The organism is Hydrogenophaga palleronii NBRC 102513, from assembly GCF_001571225.1.
Lineage (GTDB): Bacteria > Pseudomonadota > Gammaproteobacteria > Burkholderiales > Burkholderiaceae_C > Hydrogenophaga > Hydrogenophaga palleronii.
The window spans coordinates 98991-114659 of sequence record NZ_BCTJ01000007.1 but is presented as its reverse complement, the minus strand read 5'-3'; the positions used below and the strand labels follow the sequence as shown (position 1 = coordinate 114659).

Here is a 15669-nt window from a genome sequence, read left to right as displayed (position 1 = left end):
TCGGTGATTACTTGGATTCGACAACCGCGAACAGGTCGTCTTCCTTCATGACCAGCAGCTCGTCGCCAGCGACCTTGACGGTCTGGCCGCTGTACTTGCCGAACAGAACGCGGTCACCGACCTTGACGTTCATGGCGGACAGTTCGCCCTTGTCGTTTTTCTTGCCGGGACCGACCGCCAGGACTTCGCCTTGGTCAGGCTTTTCGGCGGCGGCGTCGGGGATGACGATGCCGGAGGCGGTCTTGGTTTCGCTGTCAATGCGCTTGACGATCACGCGATCGGCGAGAGGACGAAGGTTCATTGCATCTCCTGGGTATGGAAAGGATGGTTGTTCAGGGCGGCAGACCCTGCCCGTCTGGGTGGGGCTTGCCGCTGATCGACTTGGGGGCGGGTGGTGTTAGCACTCAACCCCAGCGAGTGCTAATGATAAGGGCCGAAGGGGGCCTTTTCAAGGCGAGAGGGTGTTTTTATGTGTCTGCGGACAGCGCCAGCAGACTTTCGTCCATGCCGCGCCAGACATCCGCTGCGGCACGCGCAGCGGCTCGGCCCACATTCACTCACGTGCACATGACGGTGCGTTGACGGTGGCCGGGCGGTGTCCCCACGCGCCGCCGTGGCATGGCACTGGCGATGACGGCGCGGGCGCCAAACCTGTAACCTGCACCGGACATGGGCAGAGCCCGTGCAGACCGGTTCCATCACCCCCCCTAGACAACACCACAGAAGGATTCGACATGAGTGCATTCCAGATCGCCGTCGTCGTGGGCAGCCTGCGCCGCGATTCGTTCAACCGCAAGCTGGCACAGGCGCTGGTGCCCCTGGCACCCAAAGACTTTGCGTTCAAGCTGGTCGAGATCGGGGATCTGCCGCTGTACAACCAGGACGACGACGGGGCCCAGGCCGCTTCGGTGCAACGCCTCAAGGGCGAGATCGCCGCCTCGCAAGGCGTGATCTTCGTGACCCCTGAATACAACCGCTCGATTCCCGGTGTGCTCACAAACGCCATCGACCACGCCTCGCGCCCTTATGGCAAGAGTGCGTGGGCGGGCAAACCGGCCGGGGTGCTGGGCGTCTCGGTGGGGGCCATCGGCACCTCGCTGGCTCAGCAGCACCTGCGCAATGTGCTGGCGCATCTGGACATGCCGACGCTGGGCCAGCCTGAGGGCTTCATCCAGGCCAAGGACGGTCTGTTCGGCGCTGACGGTGGCATCGGTGCCGACAGCAAGGAATTCGTGCAGAAGTGGGTCGACGCTTATGCGGCCTGGGTGCGGCGCCTCAACGCCTGAGAGCGCGCACCGTGGTCGCCAGGGCCGGCGGCCTGGCGTGCGCGGCTGGCGTCAGAAGTGCGCCAGGTAGCCGCCGTCGACCGCCAGCACGTGTCCGGTGACGTAGCTCGCGGCGTCCGAGGCCAGGAACACCGCCGCACCGGCGATCTCTTCGGGCCGGCCCCAGCGGCCCAGTGAGCTGCGCTGTTGCAGCCAGGCGCTGGTGGCAGGGTCCTGCACCATGCCGGCATTGGTGTCGGTGGCGAAGTAACCCGGGGCGATGGCATTCACGTTGATGCCATGGCCGCCGAGTTCGGCTGCCAGCGCGCGCGTCAGCGCCTCCAGCGCGCCCTTGCTGGTGGTGTAGGCAGCGTCGCCGGCGCGTGCGATCGGTCCGGCGATGGAGGTCACATTGATGATGCGGCCGAACCCTTGGGCACGCATCGGGCGCGCGGCCTCGCGGCACAGGTGCCAGGCCGACAGCAGGTTGTGTTCGAGCAGCTCGCGCAGTGCCTGGGCGGGCAAGGCGTCAAATGGCTGGCGGCGGCGCTGGCCGACGTTGTTGATCAGGATGTCGAGCCGGCCGCTTTCGCCGATCAGGTGCGCCAGCGCGGCACTGGCCGCGGCTTCGTCGGCGACATCGAAGGGCAGGGCGTGGGCCGAACCACCACCGGTCTGGCCGGCCGCGCCGGTCTGTTGCACCGCTGCCTGCAGGGTGTCGGCATCGCGGCCGTTAAGCCAGACCGTGGCACCGTGGGCGGCCAGGGCTTGCGCCATGCTCAGCCCAAGCCCGCGGGAGGCACCGGTCACCAGCGCCACCCGTCCCTGCAGCGAGAACAGGGGCGAGATGGGAGCGGCAGCGGGAGTGGTGTGGGCGGCGGCGGGATTCACCGTGCGATTATCGGCCAGCCCCCCGGGGGACTATCGGGGGATGTGGCTGGCTCAGACCGAGAGTTCGGCCATCGACGACTCGGGGAAGGCCATCTCGGGCTCCATGGCGTCGAACGGCAGCGTGAAGTAGAAGGTGCAGCCTTCGCCGAGCGCGGTCTCGGACCAGATGCGGCCGCCGTGGCGTTCGATGATGCGCTGCGACAGTGCCAGGCCCGTGCCGATGCCTTCGAAGTCCATCGAGTGGTGCTGGCGCTGGAACATTACAAACAGGTTGTGGGCTTTTTCCAGGTCGAAGCCGACGCCGTTGTCGGCGATGTAGAAGGTGCGGCCACCGACCGGGTTGACCTTCCAGCCGATCTCGATGCGTGCCGGGTCGCGCGGACGGGTGTACTTGACCGCGTTGCCGAGCAGGTTGCCCAGGGCCTGGGCCAGCAGCATGGCGTCGCCGCGCACCACCGGCAGGTCGTTGTCGATCACCCACTCGATGCGGCGGTCCGGGTTTTCCTGTTGCAGGTGCCCGATCACGCCTTGCACCAGCGGGCCCATGGGCACCGGCTGCGACTCGATCGTGACGCGGCCCAGGCGCGCGTATTCGAGCAGGCCTTCGATCATCAGGCTCATGCGCTTGGACGCCTTGGCGATGGAGTTCTGGTACTGCAGCGCCAGCGTGTCCGCCGATTCGCCCATCTGCTCCTGCAGCAGGCTCACGAAGCTGGCGATGTGGCGCAGCGGCGCGCGCAGGTCGTGCGAGACCATGTGCGAGAACACGTCCAGGTCCTTGTTGGCCGCCACCAGCTGCTGCGTGCGTTCGGCCACGCGTTTTTCCAGTTCGCGGTTGAGGTCGTTCATGACGTCTTCCAGGCTCTTGGCCGCGGTCATGTCGCGCGTGATGCTGGACAGGCCTTGCAGGTCGCCGGCTTCGTTGCGCAGCGCGGTCAGCACGGTGTGGGCCCAGAAGCGCGAACCGTCTTCGCGCAGGCGCCAGCCGCGCGTTTCCCATTGGCCGTGCGCCTTGGCCAGGCGCAGCACCTGGCCGGGGTCGACCTCGTCTTCACCCGCGTTGTCGCCACAGAGCAGCACCTCGTAGGAGCGGCCCATGATCTGCGAGCGCGTGTGGCCGTGCAGCCGCTGGGCGCTCTCGGTCCAGTCGGTGATGCCGCCGTTTTCGTCCACGAAGTAAATGCAGTAATCCTGGATCGCGTCCACCATCAGGCGGTAGCGCTGCTCGCTGGCGAACAGCTCGGCCGAGCGCTCGCGCACCCGTTCTTCCAGGTCGCGGTTGGCGTGCAGCACGAATTCTTCGGTGCGGCGGCGCTCGGTGATCTCGTGCAGTTCGATGAAGATGCCCTCGACCGCACCGTTCTGCAGATCGGGGATGTAGTTGATCTCGTAGTAATTGCGCGAGCCGTCGAGGGCGGTGCGCTCGGCCTCGAAGGTCTGGGACTGGCCCGACAGGGCCTGGGCCACGCGCGGCAGGATGTCGGGCAGGATGTCCGGCCGCACCACCTGGCTCAGCGGCGAGCCCACCATGTCGGCCGGCGTCTTGCCGTAGCGCGAGGCGTGGGCCTGGTTGGCGAAGCGGCAGATCAGGTTCTTGTCGTAGTAGGCCAGGCGCGCCGGGATGCGGTCGGTGATGGCGCGCAGCAGGCTGTCGGGTGTGGAGGCTTCGTGTTCGCTGGCCGCGGCGTCCCCGGCCTGGGTCACCGTCATGTTGCCGTTGACGAACTGGCCCTCGGCGTTGAACACCGGGGTTGACGCCAGCTGCACGCGCAGCGCTTGGCCGTGTGCGGTTTGCAGCGCCAGCGTGAGCGGTTCGCTGTGGCCGCTCTGGTGCAGCGACTCCACATGGGCAGTGAGGGCTTCGCGCGCGCCCGCGGCCACCAGCTCGTGCAGGTGCGTGGGCGCCTCGCTGCGGCCCAGCCAGCCCAGCAAGGTCTGGTTGATGTGCAGGCAGCGTAGCTGGGCGTCAAAAGTCAGCAGGCCGCAGGGCGCCTGATCGCATAGCGCCCGAGCGCTGTCCAGCGCGGCCTGGAGTTCCTGCGTTCGCAGGGCGAGCAAATGCTCGACATCCAGCGCAGAGGTTTCCATCCCGGGGGGGCAGATAGGGGTGTCCATCGGTCAAGGCTCCAGATCGTTGCGTGCACGCCAAAAAATGGCTTGTACTCCCATATCGGACGCCAGAACGAAAAATTCAGACCGCCGCCCCTGTCAAACCTACCGGTGGTGTAGCGGCCGCATTCAAAAGCGCCGAGCCTGCATTTGGGTGCCGCACATTTTTGGTGCTTTCCCCGCCCTGATGAGGGTCCGATCACGACGGTCTCTTGGTCGGTCCGGACATGCGACCGGCCAAAAATCACAACGGCGGGTCAAGCCCGCCGTTGTGTCTGTGCTGCGCTGACGCGCAGCGGGCTTACAGCCCGGCCGCGGCACGCAGTGCCGCAGCCTTATCTGTCCGCTCCCAGCTGAACTCGGGTTCTTCGCGGCCGAAGTGGCCGTAGGCGGCGGTCTTCTGGTAGATCGGGCGCAGCAGGTCCAGCATCTGGATGATGCCCTTGGGGCGCAGGTCGAAGTGTTCGGCCACCAGGGCAGACAGCTTCTCGTCGCTGACGACGCCCGTGCCTTCGGTGTAGACCGTGATGTTCATCGGGCGTGCCACGCCGATGGCGTACGCCACCTGGATCTGGCATTGGCGCGCCAGGCCCGCGGCCACGATGTTCTTGGCCACGTAACGCGCCGCGTAGGCGGCCGAGCGGTCGACCTTGGACGGGTCCTTGCCCGAGAAGGCGCCACCGCCGTGCGGGCAGGCGCCGCCGTAGGTGTCGACGATGATCTTGCGCCCGGTCAGGCCGCAATCGCCTTGCGGGCCGCCGATGACGAAGCGGCCGGTCGGGTTGATCAGGTACTTGGTGTCCTTCAACCACTCCTTGGGCAGCACCGGCTTGATGATCTCTTCGATGATGGCTTCGTTGAAGCTGGCCTTCATCTTGGTGGCCGACTCGCTCTGGTCGGGGTGGTGCTGGGTGGACAGCACCACGGTGTCGATGCTGTGCGGCTTGCCGTCCACGTAACGCATGGTGACCTGGCTCTTGGCGTCAGGGCGCAGGAACGGCAGGCGGCCGTCCTTGCGCAGCTGGGCCTGGCGCTCCACGAGGCGGTGCGCGTAGTAGATCGGCGCGGGCATCAGCTCGGGCGTTTCGTCGCAGGCGTAGCCGAACATCAGGCCCTGGTCGCCGGCGCCGGTGTTCAGGTGGTCGTCGCTGGCGTGGTCCACGCCCTGGGCGATGTCGTTGGACTGCTTGTCGTAGCAGACCATGACCGCGCAGCCCTTGTAGTCGATGCCGTACTCGGTGTTGTCGTAGCCGATTCGCTTGATGGTGTCGCGCGCGACCTGGATGTAGTCGACGTGCGCGTTGGTGGTGATTTCACCGGCCAGCACCACCAGACCGGTGTTGGTCAGGGTTTCGGCCGCGACGCGCGAGAGCGGGTCCTGCGCGAAGATCGCGTCGAGGATGGCATCGGAGATCTGGTCGGCGACCTTGTCGGGGTGGCCTTCAGAGACGGATTCGGAGGTGAAAAGGAAATCGTTCGCCATGTATAAACTCCAGACAGGTTGATCGGCGTTGCCGGGCTGTCCAAGTTCGGCGAACGCTTTAGCAGAATTTGTGAATCGCCCCGCAATTAGTTCCATAACTCGGCGATGGGCGGATTCTAGATCAAGCCCGCGTGACCGCTTGTATTCCTACTGCCTGTGGCCCTGCTGATCCTTTGTCTCTTTCGTGTCCTGAGCTGGTTGCCCTTGCCCGTGCTGCATGCGCTGGGCTGGTGTCTGGGCTGGTTGAGCTTTGCGCTGTCCGGCCGTTACCGGCGGCGCCTGTTTGCCCACGCGGCGCAGGCCGGTTACCCGCGCCGCGTGGCGCTGGCCTCGGTGGGTGAATCCGGCAAGCTCGTGGCCGAGCTGCCGCGCCTGTGGCTGGGCCGGCCGGTGCCGGTGCAGTGGGTCGGGGCCGAACACATCGAAGCCAGCCAGGGGCAGGGCGCGGGCGTGTTGTTCCTGACGCCGCACCTCGGCTGCTTCGAGATCACTGCCCAGGCTTATGCGCAGCGTTTCGGTGCCACCAACCCCATGACCGTGTTGTTCCGGCCGGCGCGCCAGCCCTGGCTGCGTGATCTGGTGGCCGGCGCGCGCCAGCGCCCGGGCCTGTTCGCCGCGCCCACCACGCTGGCCGGCGTGAAGCAGCTCATCAAGGCGCTCAAGGCCGGCCAGGCGGTGGGCCTGTTGCCAGACCAGGTGCCACCCGAAGGCCTGGGCGTGTGGTCGCCCTTCTTCGGCCGCGAGGCCTACACCATGACCCTGTCGGCACGCCTGGCCCAGGCCGGGCGTGTGCAGATCCTGCTCAGTTGGGGCGAACGGCTGCGCTGGGGCCGGGGTTACCGGGTGCATGTGCGGCCGTTCGAGCCACTCAACGGCGGGCCGCTGGCGGACGACCCGGCGCAGGCAGCGCTGCAGATCAACAAGGCCATGGAAGCGCTGGTGCGAGAATGCCCCCCCCAGTACCTGTGGTCCTACGACCGTTACAAGGCGCCACGCCGAGCGGCCGCGCCCCCGCCCTGATGTCTTCCTCCACACCCAACCCCGACGACGCTGCCCTGCCGCGTGGCAACCTGGCCAACCGGCTGGGTGTGGCCTTCATGCGCGTGCTGGCGGCGCTGCCCCTGTCCTGGGTGCGTGGCCTGGGCTGGCTGCTGGGGCAGGTGCTGCATCTGGTGGCGGGCCGGCGCCGGCGCATCGCGCGCATCAACTGGGGCCTGTGTTTCCCCGAGCACAGCACCGCCGAGCGCGACCGCGCGGTGCGCCAGCATTTCGTGCACTTCGCCCAGGCCTGGCTGGACCGCAGCTGGTTGTGGGAAGCGCCACTCAAGACCGTGCAGCAGCGGCTGACGCTCACGGGTGATCTGGATGCGCTCGCGGGCAACGAACCCACGGTGATCTTCGCGCCGCACTTCGTCGGCATGGACGCGGGCTGGATCGCGCTCACGGCGCACCTGGAGCGGCGCTTCTGCGGCCTCTACGCCGAGCAGCTCAATGCCGACGTGGACCGCTGGATGGCCCAGGGGCGCCAGCGTTTTGGCAACCCGCATGTGGTGGGCAAGCGCCAGGGCATCAAACCGCTGGTGGCCGCCATGCGCCAGGGCCTGCCGCTGTACCTGCTGCCCGACATGGACCACGGCATGCGCGACGCCGCCTTCGTGCCCTTCTTCGGCGTGCAGACCGCCACGCTGATGTCGCTGCCGCGCCTGGCGCGCCTGGGCCGCGCGCGCGTGGTGCCGGTGTTGAGCCGGCTGACGCGCGACGGGTACGAGGTGCGGGTGGTGCCGCCCTGGCCCGACTATCCCACCGACAACCCGGAGGCCGACACGGCCACCATGAACCGCTACCTGGAGGACTACATCCGCCAGGCGCCCCAGCAGTACTACTGGGTGCACAAGCGCTTCAAGACCCGGCCGGAGGGTGAGGCCTCGTTCTACGCCGACATCTGACGCCGCTCAGGTGCCGAGGAATCCGCCGATCAGGGCCGCCAGCCGCGCCGGCTGCTCGTGCACGATCCAGTGGGTGGCGCCGGGCACCCGTTCGATGCGCAGGTCGGGCACAAAATCGTCCAGCCCGTCGAGCAAGGCCTCGGGCAAGGCCGTGTCGCCCAGGCCCCAGATGACGAGGGTGGGCTGGCTCACCGCCGCCTTGTCGCGTGGCACCTGCACCGCAGCGGCACCCGCATCGTCCGGGCTGGGCGGGCGCAAAGGCGAGGCGGCGTAATACGCACACGGGCCCGCCAGGCCCTGGCGCCAGACCGCGCGGTAACGCTCGCGCATCGCCTCGTCGAGCCAGGCGTTGGGGCCGCTGTGGGCCGCCATGTTGGTGAAGAAGGGCCACAGGCGGGCGAAGTCGTTCTCGGCCAGCAGCGCAGCGGCGTCGGGCCGCGCGAGGAAATTCATGTATGCACTGGACGCCTGTTGAGCGGGCGAGGAGGCGAGTTCACGCTGGAAGGTGGCGGGGTGCGGCGCGTTGACGATCACCAGCCGCTGCAGCATGGCCGGGTGTTGGGCGGCGAAGCCCCAGGCCAGCGCGCCGCCCCAGTCGTGCGCGACCAGGCCGGCAACTTGCCCCGGGGTCGGGCTGTCGGCGGTGATCACGTGCACCAGCTCGCGCAGGTCCTGCATCAACGGTTTGGCGCGGTAGGCGGCAGTCTCAACGGGGGCGCTGGAGCGTTCGTAACCGCGCAGGTTGGGCGCTACGCAACGGTAGCCGCCGTGCTCGGGGCGCGCAAAGTGCTCAAGCAGCGTGTCCCAGACGAAGGCGGCTTCGGGGAAGCCGTGCAGGAACAGCAGCACCGGGCGGCCCGGCTCGCCGGTGGCGCGGCAACTCAGCGTGATGCCCTGCGGCAGGGCTTGTTCAAAGGTCTGGATCATGCGGCGGGCTCGGTGGGCGCCCGCGGGGCTTCAGTCCAGCGCGGGCGGTTCGTCGTCTTCGATGGCGGGCGCAGGCTGGGGCTTGATCGCGCCGGCTTCGTGCGTCCATGTCCAGAGCAGCTGCGCCACCTCGTCCAGCCCCTTTTTCTTCAGGGCCGAGAACAGTCTCGCCTCGCCGCCGCCGGACTGCAGTCGCGCAATCGACAGCGCCTTTTGCGCCTCGGCGTGGTTGAGCTTGTCGGACTTGGTGAGCAGCACCAGGAACTTCAGGCCTTCTTCGACGCGCGGGCGGATCACTTCCAGCAGGATCTCGTCGAGCTCGGTCAGGCCCAGGCGCGGGTCGATCAGCAGCACCACGCCCCTGAGGTTCTCGCGCGTGAGCAGGTAGTTGCCCATCACCCGTTGCCAGCGCAGCTTGGCCTCGCGCGGCACGGCCGCGTAGCCGTAACCCGGCAGGTCGGCCAGCACGGCGTCGGTGACGCCCTGTTTGCCGAGCGAGAACAGGTTGATGCTCTGCGTGCGCCCGGGCGTCTTGGAGGCGAAGGCCAGGCGCTTTTGCTGCGTCAGGGTATTGATGCAGGTGGACTTGCCGGCATTGGAGCGGCCGACGAAGGCCACTTCGGGCACGTCCAGCGGGGGCAGGTGTTCGAGTTGCGGCGCGGTGGTGAGGAACCGGGCGGTGTGCAGCCAGCCGTGCGCAATCTTGGGGTCGGGGGTGAGGGTGTTGATGGTTTTTCCAGCTCGGTGGGGCGGGGCTTTGGGGCCCGGGGCGTCGTCGGAGGGTGAGACGGGCGAAGGGGCTGGAGTGGGTCGGTGGGTCATTTGGGGGCTTTCCCGGTGGGGCATTGTAAAATCGATTGGCTTTGTCCAGACAAACCGAGAATTCCCACAACGAACCCGTCGCGACCGACGCCCGCCCCGTCATGAAATTGCCTGTTTCCTTTCTTTGCGCCGCTGCAGCCGCAGCCCTGTCGTTCAGCGTCCAGGCTCAATCGGTCAAGCCCGATCTGGCCAAGGGCAGCGCCATGTATGGTCAGGTGTGCGTGGCCTGCCACGCGGCGGATGGCAATTCGACCACGCCGGCCAACCCCAAGCTGGCGCACCAGCACCCCGAGTACCTGGTCAAGCAGCTGCAGGACTACAAATCGGGCAAGCGCGACAACGCCATCATGAAGGGCTTTGCCTCCGCCCTGTCCGACGCCGACATGCGCAACATCGCCTACTGGCTGGCTTCGCAGAAGGACAACAAGACCGGCGCGGCCACCGACAAGGAGCTCGTGACGCTGGGCGAACGCATTTACCGCGGCGGCATTGCCGATCGCCAGATCGCCGCCTGCGCCGGTTGCCACAGCCCGAACGGCGCCGGCATCCCTTCGCAGTACCCGCGTCTGTCGGGCCAGCAGGCCGAGTACACCGCCACCCAGCTCAAGCATTTCCGTGACGGCACGCGCAAGAACAACGCGCAGATGAAGGACGTGGCGGCCAAGATGAACGACCGCGAAATCGCGGCCGTGGCCGACTACATCGCCGGCCTGCGCTGAAACGCGTTGCACGCACAAGCCCTTCGCGGTGGCTTGGGATATAAGCCTGCATTGATATTTGCCGGCACAATGCAATAAAACCGCCGGGCGTTGAACCGCCAGCCAATAAACACATCACATCAGGGCGCGTTCCGGGAACACCGGGGCCGCCCTTTTTGCTGCACCGTTCCGCCCCCGACATCCCCATGACCGTTTCCACCCAAGGCCTGCACATCCGCACCGGCTCGCGCATCGTCAGCGAGCTGGTCGAGTTGCTGTCGTCGATGCGTTTTGCGATCTCGCTGCTCACCGTGATCTGCATCGCGTCGGTGATCGGCACCGTGATCAAGCAGCACGAGCCCTTCATCAACTACGTCAACCAGTTCGGTCCGTTCTGGGCCGACGTGTTCGGCAGTGCCTACCTGTATTCGGTCTACAGCGCCTGGTGGTTCCTGCTGATCCTGGCGTTCCTGGTGGTGAGCACCAGCCTGTGCATCGTGCGCAACACGCCCAAGATCCTGGCCGACTTCAAGGCCTACAAGGAAAACATCCGCGCGCAAAGCCTCAAGGCCTTCCCGCACCGCGCCGAGGGCGCGCTGGGTGAAACGCCGGAAGTGGCGGCCAACCGCATCGGCCAGACCCTGCTGGGTTCGGGCTGGAAGGTGAAGCTGCAGTCGCGCGACACGCCCGAGGGCACCGGCTGGATGGTGGCGGCCAAGGCCGGCGCGGCCAACAAGATCGGTTACCTGGCGGCGCACAGCGCCATCGTGCTGGTGTGTATCGGTGGTCTGCTCGATGGCGACCTGATCGTGCGCGCGCAGACCTGGTTCAACGGCAAGTCCGCCTTCATGGGCGGTGGCCTGATCGCCGACGTGCCGGCGCAGCACCGGCTCTCGAGCCGCAACCCGACCTTCCGCGGCAACCTGCTCGTCACCGAAGGCACCTCGGCCAGCACGGCCATCATCGCGCAGCCGCAAGGCGTGCTGCTGCAGGACCTGCCGTTCTCGGTCGAGCTGAAGAAGTTCATCGTCGAGTACTACGACACCGGCATGCCCAAGCTGTTCGCCAGCGAGATCGTGATCCACGACAAGGAAACCGGCGAAGCCCGCGACGCGCGTGTGGAGGTGAACCACCCGGCCAGTTCCCACGGCATCAACATCTACCAGTCCAGTTTCGACGACGGCGGTTCGCGCGTGAAGCTGCAGGCCGTGCCCATCAACGGCCCGACGCGGCCGTTCGAGATCGAAGGCACCATCGGCAGCAGCACCGCGCTGAGCAATGGTGACGACAAGCTGACGCTGGAGTACACAGGCCTGCGCGTGATCAACGTGGAGAACTTCGCGGGCAGCAACGCCGCGGCGGGTGTGGACGTGCGCAAGGTGGACCTGCGCGGCTCGATCGAAAGCCGCCTGGGTTCGGGCCACAAGACCGTGACCGAAAAGACCCTGCGCAACGTGGGCCCCAGCGTGACCTACAAGCTGCGCGACGCCGCCGGGCAGGCGGTGGAGTACCACAACTACATGCTGCCGGTGGAGATCGACGGCGCGCGCGTGTACCTGCTGGGGCTGCGCGAGACGCCTTCCGAGCCGTTCCGTTACCTGCGTGTGCCGGTCGACGAAAAGGATGGCCTGGACGGTTTTGTGCGCCTGCGTGCCGCGCTCGAAGACCCGCGCATGCGCGAAGAAGCGGTGCGGCGCTATGCCGCGTCGGCGGTCGAGGACGGTCGGTCCGATCTGGTCGAGGCGCTGTCGGTCTCGGCCGCGCGTGCCCTGGGCCTGTTCGCCGGCGCCGAGTCGGTCAACGCCCCCGGTGTGCAGCCCGCGGCCGCCAACGGCGCCGCACCGAATGCGGTGCGTGGTGGCCTGCAGGCGGTGTCGGCCTTCCTGGAAAACAACGTGCCCGCGGCCGAGCGTGAACGCGCCAGCGACGTGCTGGTGCGCATCCTGAACGGCACGCTGTTCGAGCTGCTGCAGATCAGCCGCGAGCGCGCCGGCCTGGCGCCGCTGGAGCCGAGCGAGGGCATGCAGCGCTTCATGTCGCAGGCGGTGATCAGCCTGAGCGACAGCTTCTTCTACCCCGCGCCCATGACCTTCCAGCTGACCGACTTCACGCACGTGCAGGCCAGCGTGTTCCAGGTGGCGCGCGCGCCCGGGCAGAACATCGTCTACCTGGGCTGCCTGTTGCTCATCATCGGCGTTTTTGCCATGCTCTATGTGCGCGAGCGCCGCCTCTGGGTCTGGCTTTCGCCCGCCGGCGCGCAAGCCTCGCAGGCCACCATGGCCCTGTCGTCGAACCGCAAGACGATGGAAGCCGACCGCGAGTTCGATCTGTTGAAGACCCAATTGCTGAAGGTGCAAGCATGAATACCACCGCCGCCACGCAGACCATCGAGCTGAAGAAAGCGCAGAACAGCCACGGTCTGCAGCCGGGTTACTTCTCCCGCCGCAATGTCTGGGACTGGCTGTTCGCCGTGTTCGTCATCGCCGGCGCCACGCTGGCCTTCGTGCGCTACAACGCGGCCATGGACGGCTACGAGAAAGCCATCCTCTGGGGCACCGTGCCGGCCATGATCTGGCTGGGCTGGTTCTGGCGGCCGTTACGCGCGCTCACGGTGGTGGTGACGGCGATCTCGCTGCTGGCGCTCTGGCTTTACCAGGCGCCGGATGGCACGGCCGACCTGGCGCGCGCCGACCAGGTCTTCCTGCTCAAGTACTTCATCTCCAGCCAGTCGGCCATTTTGTGGATGAGCGTGCTGTTCTTCATGAGCACCGCGTTCTACTGGGTCGGCATGTTCAAGCGCGCGGGCGAGACTTTCGAGCTGCTCGGCTCGCGCATGGTCTGGGTGGCGATCACGCTGGCGCTGGTCGGCACCATGGTGCGCTGGTACGAAAGCCACCAGATCGGCCCGGACATCGGCCACATCCCGGTCAGCAACCTGTACGAGGTGTTCGTGCTGTTCTGCTGGATGACCGCCGCCTTCTACCTGTACTACGAAGACCAGTACAAGACGCGTGGCATGGGCGCCTTCGTGATGCTGGTGGTCAGCGCAGCGGTCGGCTTCCTGCTCTGGTACACCGTGATCCGCGAGGCCCACGCCATCCAGCCGCTGGTGCCGGCGCTCAAGAGCTGGTGGATGAAGCTGCACGTGCCGGCCAACTTCATCGGCTACGGCACCTTCGCCATCGCCGCCATGCTGGCCTTTGCCTACCTGATCAAGCAGAGTGCCACCGAGAGCCGCTGGTACAAGCTCGCGCCGCTGTGGCTGCTGGGCGTGGTGCTGTGTTTTGAACCCATCGTGTTCCGCCAGTCGGCGGCCGAGAATGGCAGCAGCTACTGGTTCGTTTACTTCGGCATCTCGGCACTGATCGTGGCCACCATCATGTTCGGCCGCCGGCGCATCGCCGCGCGCCTGCCCAGCTTCGAGGTGCTGGACGACGTGATGTACAAGGCCATCGCCGTCGGCTTCGCCTTCTTCACCATCGCCACCGTGCTGGGCGCCCTGTGGGCGGCCGAAGCCTGGGGTGGTTACTGGAGCTGGGACCCGAAGGAAACCTGGGCGCTGATCGTCTGGCTCAACTACGCGGCCTGGCTGCACATGCGCCTCATGAAGGGCCTGCGCGGCACGGTGGCGGCCTGGTGGGCGCTGGTCGGCTTGGCCATCACCACCTTCGCCTTCCTCGGCGTGAACATGTTCCTCTCGGGTCTGCACAGCTACGGCGAGCTCTGACAAAGCCGGGTTCCGGTGCGCCAGCGCGGCGCCCGGAACTCGCGCCATGCCTTTCGGTCTTACGATGGCAGAAACGCCGGCGCGGCATCTCCCGCCGCCGGAAGCACTTCAGCAAGGACGGCACCATCATGCTCATCCGCACACAAGACAATGGCTTCCAGCACCCGCTGGGCAGCGACATCACCCCGCCAGACGTGTACCGCAACCGGCGCCAGTGGTTGCTTGCCGCGGCGGCTGCGGGTGGGCTGGCGGCCTGGCCGGCTGGCCGCCAGGCTTGGGCGCAGGCGGCCTCGGCCACGCCCAAGCCGGGCCGGCTCGCGGCGCTGCCCGGGCGGCGCTCCACGGTGGAGGGCGCCGTCACCATGGAGGCGCTGACCTCTTACGACGACGTCAGCTCGTACAACAACTTCTACGAGTTCGGCACCGACAAGTCCGACCCCGTGGCCCACGCCAAGACGCTCAAGCCGCGCCCCTGGACGGTGGAGGTGGAAGGCCTGGTGAACAAGCCCGGCAGCTTCGATCTCGATGCCCTGCTCAAGCTCAGCCCGATGGAAGAACGCATCTACCGGCTGCGCTGCGTCGAAGGCTGGTCGATGGTGATCCCCTGGGTCGGTTATTCCCTGAGCGAACTCATCAAGCAGGTGCAGCCGCAGGGCAGCGCGAAGTACGTGGAGTTCGTGACGCTGGCCGACCCCAAGCAGATGCCCGGCCTGCGCTCCAACGTGCTGGGCTGGCCCTACGTGGAAGGCTTGCGGCTGGACGAAGCCATGCACCCGCTGACCCTGCTGGCCTTCGGCATGTACGGTGAGGTGCTGCCGAACCAGAACGGCGCGCCGCTGCGCCTGGTGGTGCCCTGGAAGTACGGCTTCAAGAGTGGCAAGTCGCTGGTCAAGATCCGCTTCACCGACAAGGAGCCGCGCACCGCCTGGAACGTGGCCGCGCCGCAGGAGTACGGCTTTTATTCCAACGTGAACCCCGAGGTCTCGCACCCGCGCTGGAGCCAGGCCAGCGAGCGCCGCATCGGCGAAGGCGGTGGCCTGTTTGCCAAGCGCCGCCCGACGCAGATGTTCAACGGCTATGCGCCGCAGGTGGCGCAGCTCTATACCGGCATGGACCTGCGCAAGCAGTTCTGATGGCCACCACGCGCCCGCGCCCGGCCGGCTCGCGGGTGAACCGCTGGCTCGGGCACGCCGCCGCCAAGCCCTTTCTCTTCGTGCTGGCGCTGGGGCCATTCATCTGGCTGGTGTACGCGGCCTTCGCCAACCAGCTCGGCGCCAACCCGGCCGAGGCGCTGATCCGCTCCCTGGGTGACTGGACGCTGCGTTTCCTGGTGCTGGTGCTGCTGGTCACGCCGCTGCGGGTCACCGCCGGCTGGCCGGCGCTGGCGCGGTTGCGCCGCATGGTCGGCCTGTTCGTGTTCTTCTACGCCTGCATGCACCTGCTGGCCTACGCCTGGTTCGACATGGAGTTCGATGCGGCGAGCATTGCGGCAGACATTGCCAAGCGGCCTTTCATCCTGGTGGGTTTCCTGGCCTGGCTGCTGTTGCTGGCGCTGGCCGCCACCTCGTTCAACCGCGCCATCCGTGCGCTCGGCGCGATGCGCTGGCAATGGCTGCACCGCGCGGTGTACCTGGTGGCCGGCCTGGCGGTGCTGCACTTCTTCTGGATGCGCGCCGGCAAGAACAACTTCACCGAGGTGTACGTCTACGCCGCCATCCTGGCCAGCCTGCTGCTGTGGCGGGTGTGGCGCCGCTGGCGCCAGGCACCCATGGTGGCCGCGGCACGGCGCACCTGAAGGAAG

14 protein-coding genes are annotated in these 15669 nt (G+C 67.1%); 8 read left to right on the top strand and 6 right to left on the bottom strand.

What is annotated here, in order from left to right; all coding sequences use genetic code 11:
* Positions 1-7: 7 nt before the first annotated feature.
* Positions 8-301 carry a co-chaperone GroES gene (locus tag HPA01S_RS07635; protein WP_066268460.1) on the bottom strand — a complete coding sequence of 98 codons (294 nt, stop codon included), beginning with the start codon at positions 299-301 and terminating at the stop codon, positions 8-10.
* 433 nt (positions 302-734) lie between these two features.
* Between HPA01S_RS07635 and HPA01S_RS07630 the strand changes: the two genes are divergently transcribed.
* On the top strand, positions 735-1286 hold the full coding sequence (locus tag HPA01S_RS07630; protein ID WP_066268458.1) for an NADPH-dependent FMN reductase: 552 nt from the start codon (positions 735-737) through the stop codon (positions 1284-1286).
* Positions 1287-1337: 51 nt separating this feature from the next.
* On the opposite strand, the gene HPA01S_RS07625 is transcribed toward HPA01S_RS07630, so the two are convergent.
* The 3 genes from HPA01S_RS07625 to metK all read right to left on the bottom strand — a co-directional run bounded on the left by HPA01S_RS07625 (position 1338) and on the right by metK (position 5748).
* Positions 1338-2156, bottom strand: a complete 819-nt coding sequence (locus tag HPA01S_RS07625) for an SDR family oxidoreductase (RefSeq protein ID WP_245638594.1) — start codon at positions 2154-2156, stop codon at positions 1338-1340.
* A 51-nt stretch (positions 2157-2207) separates the two neighbouring features.
* The gene (locus HPA01S_RS07620; protein ID WP_084360526.1) at positions 2208-4271 is read right to left on the bottom strand and encodes a PAS domain-containing sensor histidine kinase; all 2064 of its coding nucleotides are present in this window, start codon (positions 4269-4271) and stop codon (positions 2208-2210) included.
* 295 nt (positions 4272-4566) lie between these two features.
* Entirely contained in the window at positions 4567-5748 is a 1182-nt protein-coding gene (gene metK, locus HPA01S_RS07615) for a methionine adenosyltransferase (RefSeq protein ID WP_066268454.1), read from the bottom strand.
* A 168-nt stretch (positions 5749-5916) separates the two neighbouring features.
* Here metK and HPA01S_RS07610 point away from each other — a divergent pair, with 168 nt between their 5' ends.
* Together HPA01S_RS07610 and HPA01S_RS07605 are read left to right on the top strand one after the other, a co-directional pair.
* The gene (locus HPA01S_RS07610; protein ID WP_066268538.1) at positions 5917-6768 is read left to right on the top strand and encodes a lysophospholipid acyltransferase family protein; all 852 of its coding nucleotides are present in this window, start codon (positions 5917-5919) and stop codon (positions 6766-6768) included.
* Entirely contained in the window at positions 6768-7694 is a 927-nt protein-coding gene (locus HPA01S_RS07605; RefSeq protein ID WP_066268453.1) for an LpxL/LpxP family acyltransferase, read from the top strand. The genes HPA01S_RS07610 and HPA01S_RS07605 overlap by 1 nt, the downstream gene beginning before the upstream one ends.
* 6 nt (positions 7695-7700) lie before the next feature.
* Here HPA01S_RS07605 and HPA01S_RS07600 read toward each other — a convergent pair whose 3' ends face one another.
* Positions 7701-8621, bottom strand: coding sequence for an alpha/beta fold hydrolase (locus HPA01S_RS07600; RefSeq protein ID WP_066268451.1), 921 nt, complete (start codon positions 8619-8621; stop codon positions 7701-7703).
* A 30-nt stretch (positions 8622-8651) separates the two neighbouring features.
* Positions 8652-9443, bottom strand: a complete 792-nt coding sequence (gene yihA, locus HPA01S_RS07595; RefSeq protein ID WP_084360525.1) for a ribosome biogenesis GTP-binding protein YihA/YsxC — start codon at positions 9441-9443, stop codon at positions 8652-8654.
* Positions 9444-9544: 101 nt separating this feature from the next.
* On the opposite strand from yihA, the gene HPA01S_RS07590 reads away from it, so the two are divergent.
* The 5 genes from HPA01S_RS07590 to msrQ all read left to right on the top strand — a co-directional run bounded on the left by HPA01S_RS07590 (position 9545) and on the right by msrQ (position 15663).
* Positions 9545-10162, top strand: a complete 618-nt coding sequence (locus HPA01S_RS07590) for a c-type cytochrome (RefSeq protein ID WP_066268449.1) — start codon at positions 9545-9547, stop codon at positions 10160-10162.
* A gap of 185 nt (positions 10163-10347) precedes the next feature.
* Positions 10348-12504, top strand: a complete 2157-nt coding sequence (locus HPA01S_RS07585) for a cytochrome c biogenesis protein ResB (protein ID WP_066268447.1) — start codon at positions 10348-10350, stop codon at positions 12502-12504.
* The gene (gene ccsB, locus HPA01S_RS07580) at positions 12501-13868 is read left to right on the top strand and encodes a c-type cytochrome biogenesis protein CcsB (protein WP_066268445.1); all 1368 of its coding nucleotides are present in this window, start codon (positions 12501-12503) and stop codon (positions 13866-13868) included. Before HPA01S_RS07585 ends, ccsB begins: the two co-directional genes overlap by 4 nt.
* 128 nt (positions 13869-13996) lie before the next feature.
* Positions 13997-15001 carry a protein-methionine-sulfoxide reductase catalytic subunit MsrP gene (gene msrP, locus HPA01S_RS07575; protein ID WP_066268443.1) on the top strand — a complete coding sequence of 335 codons (1005 nt, stop codon included), beginning with the start codon at positions 13997-13999 and terminating at the stop codon, positions 14999-15001.
* Complete coding sequence (msrQ, locus tag HPA01S_RS07570) at positions 15001-15663, top strand: protein-methionine-sulfoxide reductase heme-binding subunit MsrQ (protein ID WP_066268441.1); 663 nt, start codon at positions 15001-15003, stop codon at positions 15661-15663. Before msrP ends, msrQ begins: the two co-directional genes overlap by 1 nt.
* Positions 15664-15669 lie beyond the last annotated feature (6 nt).

Bases quoted from the DNA above. Each gene is read 5' to 3' on its own strand.
- HPA01S_RS07590 (WP_066268449.1), top strand. From the start codon at position 9,545: ATGAAATTGCCTGTTTCCTTTCTTTGCGCCGCTGCAGCCGCAGCCCTG.
- yihA (WP_084360525.1), bottom strand. From the start codon at position 9,443: ATGACCCACCGACCCACTCCAGCCCCTTCGCCCGTCTCACCCTCCGAC.
- HPA01S_RS07600 (WP_066268451.1), bottom strand. From the start codon at position 8,621: ATGATCCAGACCTTTGAACAAGCCCTGCCGCAGGGCATCACGCTGAGT.
- HPA01S_RS07620 (WP_084360526.1), bottom strand. From the start codon at position 4,271: ATGGACACCCCTATCTGCCCCCCCGGGATGGAAACCTCTGCGCTGGAT.
- ccsB (WP_066268445.1), top strand. From the start codon at position 12,501: ATGAATACCACCGCCGCCACGCAGACCATCGAGCTGAAGAAAGCGCAG.
- metK (WP_066268454.1), bottom strand. From the start codon at position 5,748: ATGGCGAACGATTTCCTTTTCACCTCCGAATCCGTCTCTGAAGGCCAC.
- msrQ (WP_066268441.1), top strand. From the start codon at position 15,001: ATGGCCACCACGCGCCCGCGCCCGGCCGGCTCGCGGGTGAACCGCTGG.
- HPA01S_RS07605 (WP_066268453.1), top strand. From the start codon at position 6,768: ATGTCTTCCTCCACACCCAACCCCGACGACGCTGCCCTGCCGCGTGGC.
- HPA01S_RS07635 (WP_066268460.1), bottom strand. From the start codon at position 301: ATGAACCTTCGTCCTCTCGCCGATCGCGTGATCGTCAAGCGCATTGAC.
- HPA01S_RS07630 (WP_066268458.1), top strand. From the start codon at position 735: ATGAGTGCATTCCAGATCGCCGTCGTCGTGGGCAGCCTGCGCCGCGAT.
- msrP (WP_066268443.1), top strand. From the start codon at position 13,997: ATGCTCATCCGCACACAAGACAATGGCTTCCAGCACCCGCTGGGCAGC.
- HPA01S_RS07585 (WP_066268447.1), top strand. From the start codon at position 10,348: ATGACCGTTTCCACCCAAGGCCTGCACATCCGCACCGGCTCGCGCATC.